Source organism: Geomonas propionica (genome assembly GCF_016458235.1).
In the GTDB taxonomy this organism is placed as follows: domain Bacteria; phylum Desulfobacterota; class Desulfuromonadia; order Geobacterales; family Geobacteraceae; genus Geomonas; species Geomonas propionica.
Genome location: NZ_JAEMHK010000014.1, coordinates 79,968 through 93,901 on the forward strand (window position 1 = coordinate 79,968; position 13,934 = coordinate 93,901).

At 60.0% G+C, this 13,934-nt stretch carries 14 protein-coding genes; 12 read left to right on the forward strand and 2 right to left on the reverse strand.

The genetic code is table 11. From position 1 onward, the window contains the following. Positions 1-5 precede the first annotated feature (5 nt). The 8 genes from JFN90_RS17320 (at position 6) to JFN90_RS17355 (ending at position 6,491) form a co-directional block, all read left to right on the forward strand. Complete coding sequence (locus JFN90_RS17320; protein WP_199396372.1) at positions 6-1,169, forward strand: tetratricopeptide repeat protein; 1,164 nt, start codon at positions 6-8, stop codon at positions 1,167-1,169. Next, on the forward strand, positions 1,159-1,518 hold the full coding sequence (locus tag JFN90_RS17325) for a roadblock/LC7 domain-containing protein (protein WP_199396373.1): 360 nt from the start codon (positions 1,159-1,161) through the stop codon (positions 1,516-1,518). Before JFN90_RS17320 ends, JFN90_RS17325 begins: the two co-directional genes overlap by 11 nt. Then, complete coding sequence (aroQ, locus tag JFN90_RS17330) at positions 1,515-1,958, forward strand: type II 3-dehydroquinate dehydratase (RefSeq protein WP_199396374.1); 444 nt, start codon at positions 1,515-1,517, stop codon at positions 1,956-1,958. The genes JFN90_RS17325 and aroQ overlap by 4 nt, the downstream gene beginning before the upstream one ends. A 21-nt stretch (positions 1,959-1,979) precedes the next feature. Next, entirely contained in the window at positions 1,980-3,047 is a 1,068-nt protein-coding gene (locus JFN90_RS17335) for an aminopeptidase P family protein (RefSeq protein ID WP_199396375.1), read from the forward strand. A 76-nt stretch (positions 3,048-3,123) separates the two neighbouring features. Next, on the forward strand, positions 3,124-3,597 hold the full coding sequence (gene accB / locus JFN90_RS17340) for an acetyl-CoA carboxylase biotin carboxyl carrier protein (RefSeq protein ID WP_199396376.1): 474 nt from the start codon (positions 3,124-3,126) through the stop codon (positions 3,595-3,597). Positions 3,598-3,690: 93 nt separating this feature from the next. Continuing rightward, positions 3,691-5,031, forward strand: coding sequence for an acetyl-CoA carboxylase biotin carboxylase subunit (accC, locus tag JFN90_RS17345; RefSeq protein WP_199396377.1), 1,341 nt, complete (start codon positions 3,691-3,693; stop codon positions 5,029-5,031). Positions 5,032-5,034: 3 nt separating this feature from the next. Beyond that, positions 5,035-5,424 (forward strand): glycine cleavage system protein GcvH, encoded by a 390-nt coding sequence (gene gcvH / locus JFN90_RS17350; RefSeq protein WP_199396378.1) that lies wholly within the window; start codon positions 5,035-5,037, stop codon positions 5,422-5,424. 245 nt (positions 5,425-5,669) lie between these two features. Then, complete coding sequence (locus tag JFN90_RS17355) at positions 5,670-6,491, forward strand: menaquinone biosynthetic enzyme MqnA/MqnD family protein (RefSeq protein ID WP_199396379.1); 822 nt, start codon at positions 5,670-5,672, stop codon at positions 6,489-6,491. A 552-nt stretch (positions 6,492-7,043) separates the two neighbouring features. Here JFN90_RS17355 and JFN90_RS17360 read toward each other — a convergent pair. Beyond that, complete coding sequence (locus JFN90_RS17360; RefSeq protein ID WP_199396380.1) at positions 7,044-7,502, reverse strand: NUDIX domain-containing protein; 459 nt, start codon at positions 7,500-7,502, stop codon at positions 7,044-7,046. Positions 7,503-7,587: 85 nt separating this feature from the next. Further along, on the reverse strand, positions 7,588-7,881 hold the full coding sequence (locus tag JFN90_RS17365; protein WP_199396381.1) for a PxxKW family cysteine-rich protein: 294 nt from the start codon (positions 7,879-7,881) through the stop codon (positions 7,588-7,590). Positions 7,882-8,115: 234 nt separating this feature from the next. On the opposite strand from JFN90_RS17365, the gene JFN90_RS17370 reads away from it, so the two are divergent. The 4 genes from JFN90_RS17370 (at position 8,116) to modF (ending at position 13,790) form a co-directional block, all read left to right on the forward strand. Continuing rightward, positions 8,116-9,540, forward strand: coding sequence for a phosphoglucomutase/phosphomannomutase family protein (locus JFN90_RS17370; RefSeq protein ID WP_199396382.1), 1,425 nt, complete (start codon positions 8,116-8,118; stop codon positions 9,538-9,540). A 670-nt stretch (positions 9,541-10,210) separates the two neighbouring features. Continuing rightward, positions 10,211-11,071 carry a Fe-S cluster assembly protein NifU gene (nifU, locus tag JFN90_RS17375; protein ID WP_199396383.1) on the forward strand — a complete coding sequence of 287 codons (861 nt, stop codon included), beginning with the start codon at positions 10,211-10,213 and terminating at the stop codon, positions 11,069-11,071. Continuing rightward, positions 11,068-12,237, forward strand: a complete 1,170-nt coding sequence (gene nifS / locus JFN90_RS17380; RefSeq protein WP_199396384.1) for a cysteine desulfurase NifS — start codon at positions 11,068-11,070, stop codon at positions 12,235-12,237. The genes nifU and nifS overlap by 4 nt, the downstream gene beginning before the upstream one ends. 74 nt (positions 12,238-12,311) lie before the next feature. Next, positions 12,312-13,790 (forward strand): molybdate ABC transporter ATP-binding protein ModF, encoded by a 1,479-nt coding sequence (gene modF, locus JFN90_RS17385; RefSeq protein WP_328755760.1) that lies wholly within the window; start codon positions 12,312-12,314, stop codon positions 13,788-13,790. Positions 13,791-13,934 lie beyond the last annotated feature (144 nt).

Sequence of the window (13,934 nt, forward strand, 5' to 3'; positions counted from 1 at the left end):
GTGACATGGTAGAGGACGCGTTATCGTTTTGGACTGAGATTCAGCGTTACGAAGACATGCTGGTGGCGGACGCGAAATCGATTTGCTTCGCACCGCTCTCAGACTTGTATCGGAAGCTTGGGCTTTTGGACGATGCCGTCTTGGTGGCCCAGAAAGGTTGTGCGGCGCACCCTGAATACGCGCTGGGTTTCGTTGCCCTCGGCAACGCCTGTTACGCAAAAGGTATGACGCAGGAAGCGCGCCAGGCCTTGGAACGGGCGCTTGCCCTCAAGCCCGATCACATCCAGGCCATGAAACTGCTGAGCCAACTTTACGTTGAAGTGGGGGAGCTGTCGCTTGCCCGCCAAGTGCTGGGGCAGGTGCTGGCGGAAGACCCTGAGGACATGGAGAGCAGCATGCTTCTTAGTTCCATTGGCGCGTCCCCGGCCGCTCCCCCCGCGGCGGCGGCCGAAGAGGAAGTGCTCGAAGAGCTGGAAATCATCGAGGAGTTGGAAGAACTCGTCGAGGAGCCGGCGGTGGAGGTGAGCGTGCAGCCTTCGTCAGCGCCGTCCGCGTCCGCGTCGGTCGCCCCGACTGCTGTCGGTGCATCCGAAGACATGTGGGCCATCGAGGACCTGGAAGAGGTCGTGGAAATACCCGCTTCCGCCGCTTCCCAGCAAGCCGGGGCCGTTCCGGACCTGCTGACTACGGCGACACTGGCGGAGCTCTACGCGTCCCAGGGGTTCCTTGATAAGGCGATGGGGATCTACCGCGAGCTGGTCGCGGCGCACCCTGACAACCAGCAATACCGGCTGAGATGCGCGGAACTCGTGGAACAACAACAGTTGCAGCAGGCCGCGTCACAACAGCCGAAGCCGGCCGAAGTCGCCGCAGCACCTGTTGCCGTAGCACCAGTCGCCCCTGTTGCTCCCGTAGCGCCTGTTGTTCCTCCCGTATCCGCCCCTGCCGCTTTCGATGCGCACGAAGCGCCTGCCGCCATGGAGGTGCCCATCAGTGTCGAGGAGATCACTGTCCCCGCGGCTTTTGCCGGGATGGAATCGCCGGCGCAACAAGAAGCGGCACCGTTGGAGCAGCCCCGCGTGCCGGAGGAACCGACTGACGACGCTGACCTGGAGAGCTCGCTGCAACGCTGGCTGGAAAACATAAGGAGAAGAAAAGATGGGGTTTAAGGGGATTCTCAAGGAGATTGTCGAGGAGAGCGGCGGCATAGGCGGCGTCATCATGGGATACGACGGCATAGCCATCGACGAGTATCTGCGCGAGGCCGCCGGGTTGGACGTGCAGACTATGACCATCGAGTACGCTTCCGTCTTGAAGGAGATCAAGCGGACCGTGGGCGTGCTCAAGACCGGTGAGCTGGAGGAGGTTTCCATCATCACCGAGAAAAGCTGCATCATCGTGCGCGGCATCAGCGAAGACTTTTTCGGCGCACTGGTGCTCCCCGCCGACGGCAACTTCGGCAAGGCCCGTTTTCTCTTGAAGCGCGCCGCCCCCGGCTTTCGGGAGTCGCTGCAATGAGTGTCGCCAAGATCCTGGTCCTGCACGGGCCGAACCTGAACCTGCTGGGGGTCCGGGAGCCGGGTGTCTACGGCACCACCACCCTGGACGGAATCAACCAGGCGCTTACGGAGCTGGCGGCGGAACTGTCGCTGGAACTCGATATCGTGCAGAGTAACAGCGAAGGCGCCCTGGTCGACGCCATCCAGGGTGCGCTGGGCACATGCCAAGGCATCCTGATCAACCCCGCAGCTTATACCCACACCAGCGTCGCCATCCGCGACGCGATCTCCGCGACCGCGCTTCCCGCCGTCGAGGTCCACCTCTCCAACGTGCACGCCCGTGAACCCTTCCGAAGCCACAGTTTCATCGCCCCGGTAGCTGTCGGTCAGATCTGCGGTTTCGGCCCGGACAGCTACCTTTTGGGGCTGCGCGCCCTTGCCAAACGGCTGGGAAAATAAGATTGTCTTACGGACGGAATTATGATAGGTAACAGAATCCTCGCGGCCCGAGAATGCCTGAAACGGTTGAATGTCGATCTGTTGCTGGTCCTCAATTTGAGCAACATACGGTACCTCACCGGGTTCACCGGCAGCGAGGCGCTGCTGCTACTCTCTCCAGATGACGGGTGGTTTCTCACCGACTCCCGTTACACCTCACAGGCTGGCGCCGAGGTCACGGGCGCGAAGGTTATCGAGTTCTCGAACCGGATGGATACGCTGGTCGAACTGCTGCAGCAAAGCGGCGCGACCCGGGTCGCCTTCGAAGCCGGTTCCACCACAGTCGCTTTTCACCAGGAGCTTTGCGGCAAGACGCCGGAGATCGAGTACCTTCCCGCCGACAGCGAGATGGTCGGCCTGAGGACGGTGAAGGACGCCGGCGAACTGGAGATCCTCGAGCGGGTGGCGGCGATCGCCTCGGAAGCGCTCCTGGAGACCGTGGCGCGCCTGAAGCCGGGGATGAGTGAAAGCGAAGTGGCCTGGATGCTGGAAGTCGCCATGCGGGAGAGGGGGGCGGAAGGGAAGTCCTTCGACTTCATCGTCGCCTCCGGCGAGCGTGGCGCCCTGCCGCACGGCCGCGCATCGGAGAAAAAGCTGGTGGCGGGAGAGCTGGTTACCATCGACTACGGTGCCATCTACCGCGGCTACTGCTCCGACGAGACGGTGACCGTCTGTCTGGGGCAACCGGACCCGAAACAGCGCGAGGTCTATGAGACGGTCCTGGCGGCCCAGCGGGCGGCGATGGATGCGGTGCATCCCGGCCTCAGTTTCCGGGACGTCGACGCCAAGGCGCGCGATTACATCGCGGCAAAAGGATTCGGCGAGTATTTCGGTCACGGCCTGGGGCACGGGGTAGGCATCGACATCCACGAGCATCCCACCGCCTCACCGCGCAGCAAGCACGTGATCCAGGAAGGGATGGTCTTCACCATCGAGCCGGGCATCTACATTCCCGGGTGGGGCGGCGTCCGGATCGAGGACACCGTGGTGGTCGAGCAGAACTGCTGCCGTCCCATCACCAGGGTCCCCAAAGAGTTGATGATCCTCTGAGAGTTTTAGACGGGCCTGTCCGGCGTTGATCGGAAGGCCTTCAACCATGCAATAAAGTGAAGAAAAGGAGAATGATGTGGATATAAAAGACCTGAAGATGCTGATCAAGATGGTAACGGAGACCGACATCACCGAGTTCGAGCTGGAGAACGCTGATGACAAGGTAGTCATCAAGAGGGGCTGCAGCGCTGCTCCCCAGTACCAGATGCAGGCGCCCGTCGCCTACCAGTACGCTCCCGCCGCTCCCGTCGCCGCCCCCGCAGCTCAGGGTGCCGCTCCCGCTGCAGCCCCCGCTGCCGAGAAGGAGCAGGGTGATGTGATTACCTCCCCCATCGTCGGCACCTTCTACCGCGCTCCGGCTCCGGAAGCTGCTGCCTTCGTGGAAGTCGGCCAGATCGTCGAGAAGGGCCAGGTGCTCTGCATCGTCGAGGCGATGAAGCTCATGAACGAAATCGAAGCAGAGTTCAAGTGCAAGATCCTCAAGATCAGCAAAGAGAACGCGCAGCCGGTCGAGTACGGCGACACCCTGTTCGTGGTGGAGAAGCTTTAAGGCAGATTGAGATAAAGACAAAGATTAAGGGAGTAGAGACAGTGCTTCTGTCTCAACCTTAACCTCAACCTCAACCTGTTTTTCGGAGACATCATGTTTCATAAAATTCTTATCGCCAACCGGGGGGAGATCGCCCTCCGGATCATCAGGACTTGCAAGGAGATGGGGATCAAGACGGTCGCCGTCTACTCCTCGGCCGACTCCGAGTCGCTGCATGTGAAGCTCGCTGACGAGAGCGTCTGCATCGGTCCGGCCCCCAGCCTCTCCAGCTACCTGAACATCAACGCCATCATCTCCGCGGCAGAACTGACCGACGCGGAGGCGATCCATCCCGGCTACGGCTTCCTTTCCGAAAACCCGAGGTTCGCGGAGATCTGCGAGAAGTGCGGCATCACCTTCATCGGCCCTACCGCCGAGAGCATGCGCATTATGGGTGATAAGATCTCCGCCCGCCAGGCGGTCATCAAGGTCGGCGTGCCCATCCTCCCCGGCACCAAGGAAGGGGTCCACGACGTCACCGAGGCGATCAAGGTCGCCAAAGAAATCGGCTTCCCGGTCATCATCAAGGCGACGGCAGGCGGCGGCGGGCGCGGCATGAAGATCGTGCACTCCCCGGCGGCCCTCCCGAACGCGTTCATGACCGCGAGGACCGAGGCGCAGACCGGCTTTGGCAACCCCGAGGTCTACATCGAGCGTTACTGCGAGAACCCGCGCCACGTCGAGATCCAGGTACTGGCCGACAAGCACGGCAACGTGATCCACCTGGGCGAGCGCGACTGCTCGATCCAGCGCCGTCACCAGAAGGTGATCGAGGAGGCCCCCTCCACTGTCACCACCCCCGAGCTCAGGAAGGCGATGGGCGATGCCGCGGTTGCCGCTGCCAAGGCCGTCAACTACAACAGCGTCGGTACCATGGAGTTCCTGGTCGACAAGAACAACAACTTCTTCTTCATGGAGATGAACACCCGCGTGCAGGTGGAACACCCGGTCACCGAGATGATCACCGGCGTGGACATCGTCAAGGAGCAGATCCGCTCCGCCTACGGCGAGAAACTCCGTTACACCCAGGACGACATCAAGATCAAGGGCCACGCCATCGAGTGCCGCATCAACGCGGAGGACTCGGTGAAGTTCACCCCGTGCCCCGGCAAGATCACCGACCACCACACCCCGGGCGGGCTTGGCGTGCGCGTCGACTCCTTCGTGTACACCAACTACAGCGTCGTGCCGCATTACGACTCCCTGATCGCCAAGCTGATCGTGCATGCCGACACCAGGGACGAGGCCATCAAGCGCATGGCTCGCGCGCTTGACGAGTACATCGTCGACGGCATCAAGACCACCATCCCGTTCCACAAGCGGATCATGGCCAACAAGGACTTCATAGAAGGGAACATAGACACCAGCTTCATTGAAAGGCTGGTACTGGAGTAAGCTATGGACTTTCCCGAAGAGCTTAAGTACAGCAAAGAGCACCTGTGGGTCCGCGTCGAGGGTGACCGTGCCGTCATCGGCGTCACCGATTACGCGCAGGTCGAGTTGGGCAACGTCACCTCGGTCGAGCTTCCGGAGCTGGGAGATGAACTGGAGCAGGACGATTCCTTCGGCTCCATCGAGGCGAGGAAAACCGTGGCCGACCTCTACGCGCCGCTGTCCGGCACCGTGCTGGAGGTAAACTCGGAGCTTGGCACCGCGCCAGAGTTCGTCAACGACGATCCCTACGACGCCGGTTGGCTGGTGGTCATCGAGATGGCCGACGCCGAGGAGCTGAACCTCCTCATGTCCGCCGAGCTGTACGAGGACACCGTTTCCGTTTCAGAAGACTAACTGTTACGTGTTCGAGATATACCTGAAAAGGCGAGAGTTCCTCTCGCCTTTTCCTTTTCCGCTCGTCCCTCTCCCTTCGGGAGAGGGTGCCCGAAGGGCGGGTGAGGGCCTTGCCAGCTGCAGTTATGTTGCCTTCGGCAACTCCCTCACCCTGACCCTCTCCCCGAGGGAGAGGGGATGTTGAGCTTGTGGCGCAAGGTCAGGTCAGTCAGCTTCTTCTGCCGCACCCTTATCTGGAGTTTTCAGTGACCATCAACATAGGACACATAAAATACGCGAACTGCACCCCCATCTTCACCGCTCTCGCTTCCCATTTCGACTGCAGCGGCTACCGCTTCGTGGACGGGGTCCCGGCACACCTGAACGCCATGCTGCGCGCCGGAGAGATCGATCTCAGCCCTTCCTCCTCGATCGAGTACGCCTCGGCGCATGAGCAGTATTGCCTGCTCCCGGAACTCTCTATCAGCGCCATCGGTCCCGTGAAGAGCGTGTTCCTCTTCTCCCGGGTCCCGGTGGAGGAACTCGACGGCGCCGCCATCGGCCTTACCGCGGAGTCCGACACCTCGGTCAACCTCCTGAAAGTGCTAATGGCCCGGAAGTTCGGCTTCGCCAACAGCTTCGAGCGCACCACGCTGCCGCTTGACCAGGCGCTGGTGCAGTATCCCGGCCTACTGCTGATTGGTGACGCCGCCCTGAAAGGTGCCGCATCCGGTTCCGGCTTCTTCTGCTACGACCTTGGCGCGTTGTGGCACGAGTTTACCGGGCTTCCCTTTGTCTTCGCCCTCTGGATCGTGCGGCGCGAGGCGGCGCAGGAGAAGCGCGCCGAACTGGCGGAACTGGCCCGTGACCTTGTGGCGGCCAAGAAACTCGCCTATGAAAGCTACGCCGAGATCGCGGCGCAGTGCGAGGAGCGCGCCTGGCTCAGCGAGGAGGCGCTGGTTGATTACTGGCAGACCATCTCGTACGAGCTGACCGATGCGCACCTCGAAGGGGCGCGGCTCTTCTTCAGGCACGCCTTCGAAATGGGGCTCATTCCGAGCCTTCCGGAGTTGCGGTTTTTCGAGTAAAGGGATCTGGCGGGGTAGGGGGCAACTCTTTGGGGTTCAAACTCACGTACGTGGCGTCTAAAAAATCTCACCGCACGTTGAGCGCAACTCAGTGCGTTTCAACCGCAGGTGAGTTGTGATTTCGCATTCTTTATGTGCGGGAATTTCATGTCAGTTGAGTTTAAGAAATCTTACCGCGCGTAGTTCGCAACTCAGTGCGTTTCAAATGCAGGTCAGTTGAGATTGCGGAATTTTTATGTGCCGAAATTTCATGTAAGTTGCGTTTAAAAAAAGTCACCGCGCCTAGAACGCAACTCAGTGCGTTTCAAACCCGGGTCTGTGGCGATCACGCAATTTTTCTATGCGACAAATTCACCTGAGATGTGTGTAAAAAAATCTTACCTCGTGTTGAACGCAACTCTGTGCATTTCAAAACGGAGTCTGTGGCGAATATGCAATCTTTCTGTGCGACAAATTCACCTGAGATGCGTTTAAAAAATCTCACCGCGTGTTGAACGCAACTCTGTGCCTTTCAAAGTCAGGTTCCTGACGATGTCGCATTCATGTTCGAGTTCAAATCTCTCCAGCTTCTTTTTTTCTGCGGTAGTCCGACAGAATCCGTGCATGATCGAAACAGAGCGGTTCGGGTAGGGCGTCGATGGGGAAGATGGCGAACGCTGCTGCATCGTCGCCGGCTTTCGGCGTGCCGGTAGCCTTGGCGACGTACACGGTCGAGATGTTGTGGCTGCGCTTGTCGCGGGTGGGATCAGAGTAGCATCCCAGCAACCTCAAATCCTTCTCTGCCAACTCGACCGAAATCTCTTCCTGTATCTCCCGCACCGCCGCATGCTCCAGCGTTTCCCCGTAATCCACGAAGCCGCCGGGGATGGCCCAGCCGAATGGCTCGTTCTTGCGCTCGATGAGCACGATCCCCTCCGGGAACTCGGCGATCACGTCCACGGTGGGCAGAGGGTTCTTGTAGTCTTTCACCTTGGCCCCGCAGGCGGGGCAGGCCAGGAAGTCAAAAGGCATAACGCACCTCCAAATCTGGGTGATGGGCAAAAAAAAGGGAGGACCTGAGTCCTCCCTTTTTAAGGTACAGCAAATTACTTGGGTGCTACTTTTTCTTCTTGGCGCCTGCAGCTTTCTTAGAAGCCTTAAGCGGGTTGACCTTGGCGTCGTCGGTCTTGATCTCCACCTTGACGTGGGAAGCGAAGTTACAGATACCGCCGACCCACTTCTTCTCGGGGGCAGGGTATGCGCTGCAAACCTTCCCGATGGAGCCCTCTACGACCCTGTCACAACCCTCGCAGTTCTCTACGACCGGCTGGCAGGAGCCTTCGGTGAATACACAACCCTGTTTACCCCAGAAAGTGCACTCGGCACCAGGAAGTACGGTTTGACATTGCATGTTTAAGCCTCCTCAATTGCTTCGTAATCGTTGATAGTAGACACTCTACCAATTTCGAAAGAAAAATGTCAACCCACTTTTTTCGCTAAAACTTGACTCTCCCCGATGTCTGGATTAATCTCTAGTAATTATTTATTCGGGTCACCTGGTACTCCTGTTTTCGCTAGGTTATCGATCACCAGCGGGGGATGTGCCAGATCAAGTGACCTTACTATCGATTACCCTGGAGGGATTATGCAGCGGATTACTTTCGGTACTTCTGGCTGGCGCGGCATCTTGTGTGAAGATTTTATCTTTGAGAATGTCAAGGTCGTTACCCAAGCCATAGCCGATCACGTTAAGAGTAACGGCGAAGGGGGAAAGGGGATCATCGTCGGCTACGACTCCCGGTTCATGGGTGAGGCGTTCGCCCGCGAAGCGGCCCGGGTCCTGACCGGTTCCGGCATCCCCACCTTCCTCTGTGTCCGCGATACCCCCACCCCGGTCATCTCCTTCGAGATCCTTCGCCGCAAGGCCGCCGGCGCCATCAACTTCACCGCGAGCCACAACCCTCCCGAATATAACGGCATCAAGTTCTCTCCCTCCTGGGGGGGACCCGCCTTGCCGGAAACCACCAACGATATCGAGCGCCGCGCCAACGAGATGCTGGGGGAGATCTGCTACAACGAGTGCTCTATCGACGAGGCCGTGAAGAAGGGGCTCCTGGTCGAGATCGACCCGATGCAGGATTACATCGATGACCTGGCCAAAAAGATTGACTTCGCCGCCATCGCCAAACTCGGCACCATCGCCGTCAACCCGCTCTATGGTACGGCGCGCGGTTATCTGGCCGAACCGCTCAAGGCGCACGGGGTAAAGGTGGTGCAGATGAACGCCAACCGCGACCCGTATTTCGGCGGCTTCCCCCCGGAGCCCAGCGAGAAGTACATCCAGGATTTCATCAAGCTGGTGCAGCAGGATCCTGAGATTGCCCTGGGCATCGCCACCGACGGCGATGCGGATCGCTTCGGCATCGTGGACGGCGACGGCACCTTCATCGAGCCCAACTATATCATCGCGCTGCTGCTCGACTACCTGGTTCGGGTCAAGGGGATGAAGGGGGGCGTGGGACGCTCGGTGGCCACCTCGCACCTGGTGGACGCAGTCGCCAAGATGCACGACATCAAGGTTTACGAGACGCCGGTCGGTTTCAAGTTCATCGGCGAGCTGATCGCGCAGGACAAGATCATCATTGGCGGCGAAGAGAGTGCGGGGCTCACCATCAAAGGGCACGTACCCGAAAAGGATGGCATTCTCGCTTGCCTGCTGGTGGCCGAGATGGTGGCCCACGAGGGGATGCCGGTCAAGGCGCTTTTGGAGCGGCTGTACAGCAAGGTCGGGCGCTACCTCACCAAGAGGGTCAATCTCACCCTTTCCCCTGAACTGGAGGAGGTGTTCCCGGAGCGGATCGCGGCAACCCCGGCGAGCTTTGCCGGCGAGCCGGTCAAGGAGAAGATCACTGTCGACGGCAACAAGTTCATTCTCCAGGACGGCAGCTGGCTCCTGTTCCGCAAATCCGGTACGGAGCCCGTGGTGCGCCTGTACTGCGAGGCTTCCAGCGAGGAGCGCCTGCAGGCGCTGACGGATGCGGGACGCGAGTTCATCCTGGGTAAGGGGTAAAACGACAGGGGCGTACTCGATCCAATGACGAGACGAGGCTAACAGGTTCCCCCCTTTTGCGAAGGGGGGACAGGGGGGATTTGCTCTTTGCTGCACACCAGCAACATCTCTTCCTGAAACCGAAGCCATTACCACATCTGTCAGCTAGTGGCGCTGTTTCTGGAATGCCTCGTTCAACCGACGCTGCGTGGTCTACCCCAACAGCAAATCCCCTCTGTCTCCCCTTCGCAAAGGGGAGGACGCGAGTTCTCCTGCTGCGCTTCGTGAACAGCAGAATAGGTGTTCCCGTATTTACCTGAAGAACCTCCTGTTCCACCGGGACCCAGTTTGCCAAAGGCTTCCACTCGTCTTGTGGGAATTGCGTCCCATTTTATTGCAGATGCTCTTTTGTGTGGCACTCGGTGGTCACGCCACCGGCACCGATGGGAGGCGCTGACCATAGTCGCTCATCCGTGCGTCACAACTTTCGCCGCTAATTCCCGCAGTTATCACTTCGTGATTGGCTGCTGTGCCGGACGGGCTTACTGCGGAGCGGGAATTGCAGTTCCTGGCGGAAACGTTAGGTAAATTCCGGTACCCTACCGCATTGCTGTGAATTGTGCTCGTTTTGGGGTTGTTCTTTGCGCTAGCTTTGCGCTATGATAACCGGACTAATTAGAAGGGAGGGTCTATGTGGGACTACACCGATAAAGTAAAAGAACATTTCCTTAACCCTAGAAACGTGGGCGAGATAACGGATGCTGATGCGGTCGGCGAGGTTGGCAGCCTTGCTTGCGGCGACGCCCTTAAGCTGTTTATAAAGCTGGACGAGAACAAGGAACGCATCGTTGACGCCAAATTCCAGACCTTTGGCTGCGGCAGCGCCATCGCTTCGTCTTCGGCCCTGACCGAGATGGTGAAGGGAAAGACCCTGGACGAGGCGCTCGAGATCACCAACCAGCAGATCGCCGATTTCCTGGGCGGGCTTCCGGAAGAGAAGATGCACTGCTCGGTCATGGGGCAGGAGGCGCTGGAAGTGGCCATCGCCAAGTACCGCGGCGTCGACGCCCCGGCGCACGACCACGGCCACGACCATGTGGAAACCGAGGGCGAGCTGGTCTGCAAATGCTTCGGCCTGACCGACGTCTTCCTCAAGAAAGTGATCGCCTCCAACAAGCTGACCACGGCGGAGCAGGTCACCCACTTCACCAAGGCCGGCGGCGCCTGCGGCGGCTGCATTCCCAAAATCAAGGAGCTGATCGCCGAGGTGATGGGTGAGGAGAAGAAGACGGCGGCCGAGAGGCCGGCGAAACTCACCAACCTCAGGAAGATGCAGCTGATCCAGGAGACCTTGGAGAACGAGGTGCGTCCGCAGCTTTGGGCTGACGGCGGCGACCTCGAACTGATCGATATCGACGGCTCCAACGTCCAGGTCGCCTTCAGGAAGGCCTGCGCCGGTTGCGCCTCCTCCGGTTACACCGCCAAGTTCGTCGAGCAGAAGCTGCGCGAGCTGGTTTCCCCCGACATCACGGTACAGGAGGTTCAGGGATGAAAGAGATCTATCTTGACAACAACGCCACCACCAAGGTGGACGAGCGGGTTTTCGAGGAGATGCGTCCCTACTTCTGCGAGCTGTACGGCAACCCGAGTTCCATGCATTTCTTCGGCGGCCAGGTGCAAAAGAAGGTCGACGAGGCCCGCTCCCGGGTCGCCTCGCTTTTGGGCGCGCTGCCGGACGAAATCGTCTTCACCGCCTGCGGCACCGAGAGCGACAACGCCGCCATCCGTTCGGCGCTGGAGGTCTTCCCGGAGAAGCGTCACATCATCACCAGCCGCGTCGAGCACCCGGCGGTGCTGACCCAGTGCCGCAACCTCAGCAAGCGCGGCTACCGCGTCACGGAACTGAACGTAGATGGTAATGGCCAGCTTGATCTAGCCGAACTGGAAAGGCTGGTCGATGAAGATACCGCGATCGTCTCGCTCATGTACGCCAACAACGAGACCGGCGTCATCTTCCCGATCGAGGAAGCCGCCAAGATCGTTAAGAAGAAGGGTGCGCTGTTCCACACCGACGCCGTGCAGGCGGTAGGGAAGATCCCGCTGAACATGGCGGAGTCGGCCATCGACATGCTCTCCCTCTCCGGGCACAAGCTGCACGCCCCCAAGGGCGTCGGCGTCCTTTACGTGCGCCGTGGCACGCCCTTCCGCCCGATGCTGGTTGGCGGGCACCAGGAGCGCGGCCGCAGGGCCGGTACCGAGAACACCGCTTCCATCATCGCCATGGGCAAGGCCTGCGAGTTGGCCGAGCAGTATATGGCGGACGAGGCGGGGCGCGTGCGCGAGATGCGCGACCGCCTGGAGCGCGAGCTAACCGCGCTGATTCCGAACACCAGGATCAACGGCGGCGGCACTGACCGTCTTCCCAACACCGTCTCCATTGCCATGGAGTTCGTGGAAGGGGAGGGGATCCTGCTGCTGCTCTCCGAAAAGGGTATCTGCGCCTCTTCCGGCAGCGCCTGCACCTCCGGCTCCTTGGAGCCGTCCCACGTGCTGCGCGCTATGGGCGTTCCCTTTACCTGTGCTCACGGGTCCATCCGCTTCTCGCTGTCCAGGTTCACCACCGATGACGACATTGATGCCGTGATCACGGAACTGCCGCCCATCATCTCCCGTCTGCGTTCGATGTCGCCGTTCGGGCGCGAGTTCCTGAACAAGTAATAGCGTCTGTCGTAACGGGGCAGAGGGAGCAAAAGAAAAGGGGTGAGCATGTTCTGCTCACCCCTTGTTTCGTCGTGGGAAAGGGAAAATCATTGGTAGAGATCAGTTTACAGAAGGTAAAAGCACAGATAACGGAAGGAAAGCACCTTGAGGATATCTCGCTTGAGATAACGGAAGGGCAGCACTGGGCCGTGGTCGGGGCGAATGGGTCGGGGAAGTCGGCGATGGGGAGACTTCTTTGCAACGGGCTCACCGTGTTCTCTGGGACCTGCCGCCTCCCGGCCCGGTCCGGCTTCGTCTCCTTCGAGAAGATCGATGAGATCCTGGAGCAGGAGCACTACAACGACGACTCCGATTTCCTTGGCTACGTGACCGAGGGGACCCGCGTCGACAAGTTCATCCTTTCCGGCACCGACGCGGATGCCGCGCGATTGGCGGAACTGGCGCAGGAACTTTGCTTCACCAAGATCCTGGGACGCGGCATCAAGTTCCTCTCCACGGGCGAGATGCGCAAGACGCTCATCTGCAAGGCGCTCTTGCAGGAACCGGAACTGCTGGTGCTGGACGAGCCGTTCGACGGGCTGGACCATGAATCGTCGGAAGTGCTGCGGCAATTGATCAGCCGCTGCATCGAACGCGGCATCCAGGTGGTGCTACTCTTGAACCGCTTCAGCGAGATCATGCCGGAGACGACCCACATTGCGTACCTCCAGGAGTGTCGTATTCTCAGGTCCGGCACTAAGGACGAAATGCTGGGCTCGGAGGCACTGCGCCGTTTCCATGCCTTCCACTACACCCTGCCGGATACTTTGCCCGAGATCGACACAGCGCGCAGCGCGCCGCCGCTGGTCCCGGGGCAACCGCTCATCGAGATGAAGGACGTAACGGTGCGCTACGGCGAGAAGTACGTGCTGAACGGTGTCAACTGGACGGTGAAAGCCGGGGAACACTGGAAGGTCAGCGGCCCCAACGGTTCGGGGAAGTCAACGCTGTTGAGCCTGGTAAGCGGCGACAACCCGCAGGCCTACGCCAACGACATCAGCCTCTTCGGCCGCAAGAAGGGGAGCGGGGAAAGCGTCTGGGACATCAAGAAGCGCATCGGCTTGATCTCCACTTCCCTGCAGCAGGAGTACCGGGTCGGCGGAACGGTCAAGGTCGTGGTGATCTCGGGGATGTACGACTCAATAGGCATGTACTCCCAGTACACCTTGCACCAGCAGGAGATCGCACTGGAGTGGCTCAAGTTGCTGCACATGGACCACAGGAAGGAACACGCTTTCCGTGATCTTTCCTACGGAGAGCAGAGGCTTGTGCTGCTGGCCCGCGCCATGGTGAAACAGCCGGACCTCCTGATCCTGGACGAGCCGTGCCAGGGGCTGGACGATGTGAACCGGGAGATGGTGCTGAAAATGGTCGATCACCTGGGGCGGACCGGCAACACCCAGATCCTCTATGTGAACCACCATGCCGAGGACCGGATACCGTGCATCGAGAACAGCATGGAACTGGTGCCGGCGGAGGAGGGCGGGTTCACCGCGGTGATCACCTCGTAAGTAAGCTGACAGTAACTGGAGCGGTCCAAGTTCCCCTCGCCCTACGGGAGAGGGGCAGGGGTGAGGGCGCAGGCACAAGCGAGATCTCCTCTTCGTGGCGCCTCCCTCACCCGCCCTGCGGGCACCCTCTCCCAGAGGGCGAGG

Coding starts and splice junctions, on each gene's coding strand:
- JFN90_RS17325 (WP_199396373.1), top strand. CDS start 1,159: ATGGGGTTTAAGGGGATTCTCAAGGAGATTGTCGAGGAGAGCGGCGGC.
- JFN90_RS17370 (WP_199396382.1), top strand. CDS start 8,116: ATGCAGCGGATTACTTTCGGTACTTCTGGCTGGCGCGGCATCTTGTGT.
- JFN90_RS17335 (WP_199396375.1), top strand. CDS start 1,980: ATGATAGGTAACAGAATCCTCGCGGCCCGAGAATGCCTGAAACGGTTG.
- nifU (WP_199396383.1), top strand. CDS start 10,211: ATGTGGGACTACACCGATAAAGTAAAAGAACATTTCCTTAACCCTAGA.
- JFN90_RS17365 (WP_199396381.1), bottom strand. CDS start 7,881: ATGCAATGTCAAACCGTACTTCCTGGTGCCGAGTGCACTTTCTGGGGT.
- JFN90_RS17320 (WP_199396372.1), top strand. CDS start 6: ATGGTAGAGGACGCGTTATCGTTTTGGACTGAGATTCAGCGTTACGAA.
- accC (WP_199396377.1), top strand. CDS start 3,691: ATGTTTCATAAAATTCTTATCGCCAACCGGGGGGAGATCGCCCTCCGG.
- gcvH (WP_199396378.1), top strand. CDS start 5,035: ATGGACTTTCCCGAAGAGCTTAAGTACAGCAAAGAGCACCTGTGGGTC.
- JFN90_RS17360 (WP_199396380.1), bottom strand. CDS start 7,502: ATGCCTTTTGACTTCCTGGCCTGCCCCGCCTGCGGGGCCAAGGTGAAA.
- nifS (WP_199396384.1), top strand. CDS start 11,068: ATGAAAGAGATCTATCTTGACAACAACGCCACCACCAAGGTGGACGAG.
- aroQ (WP_199396374.1), top strand. CDS start 1,515: ATGAGTGTCGCCAAGATCCTGGTCCTGCACGGGCCGAACCTGAACCTG.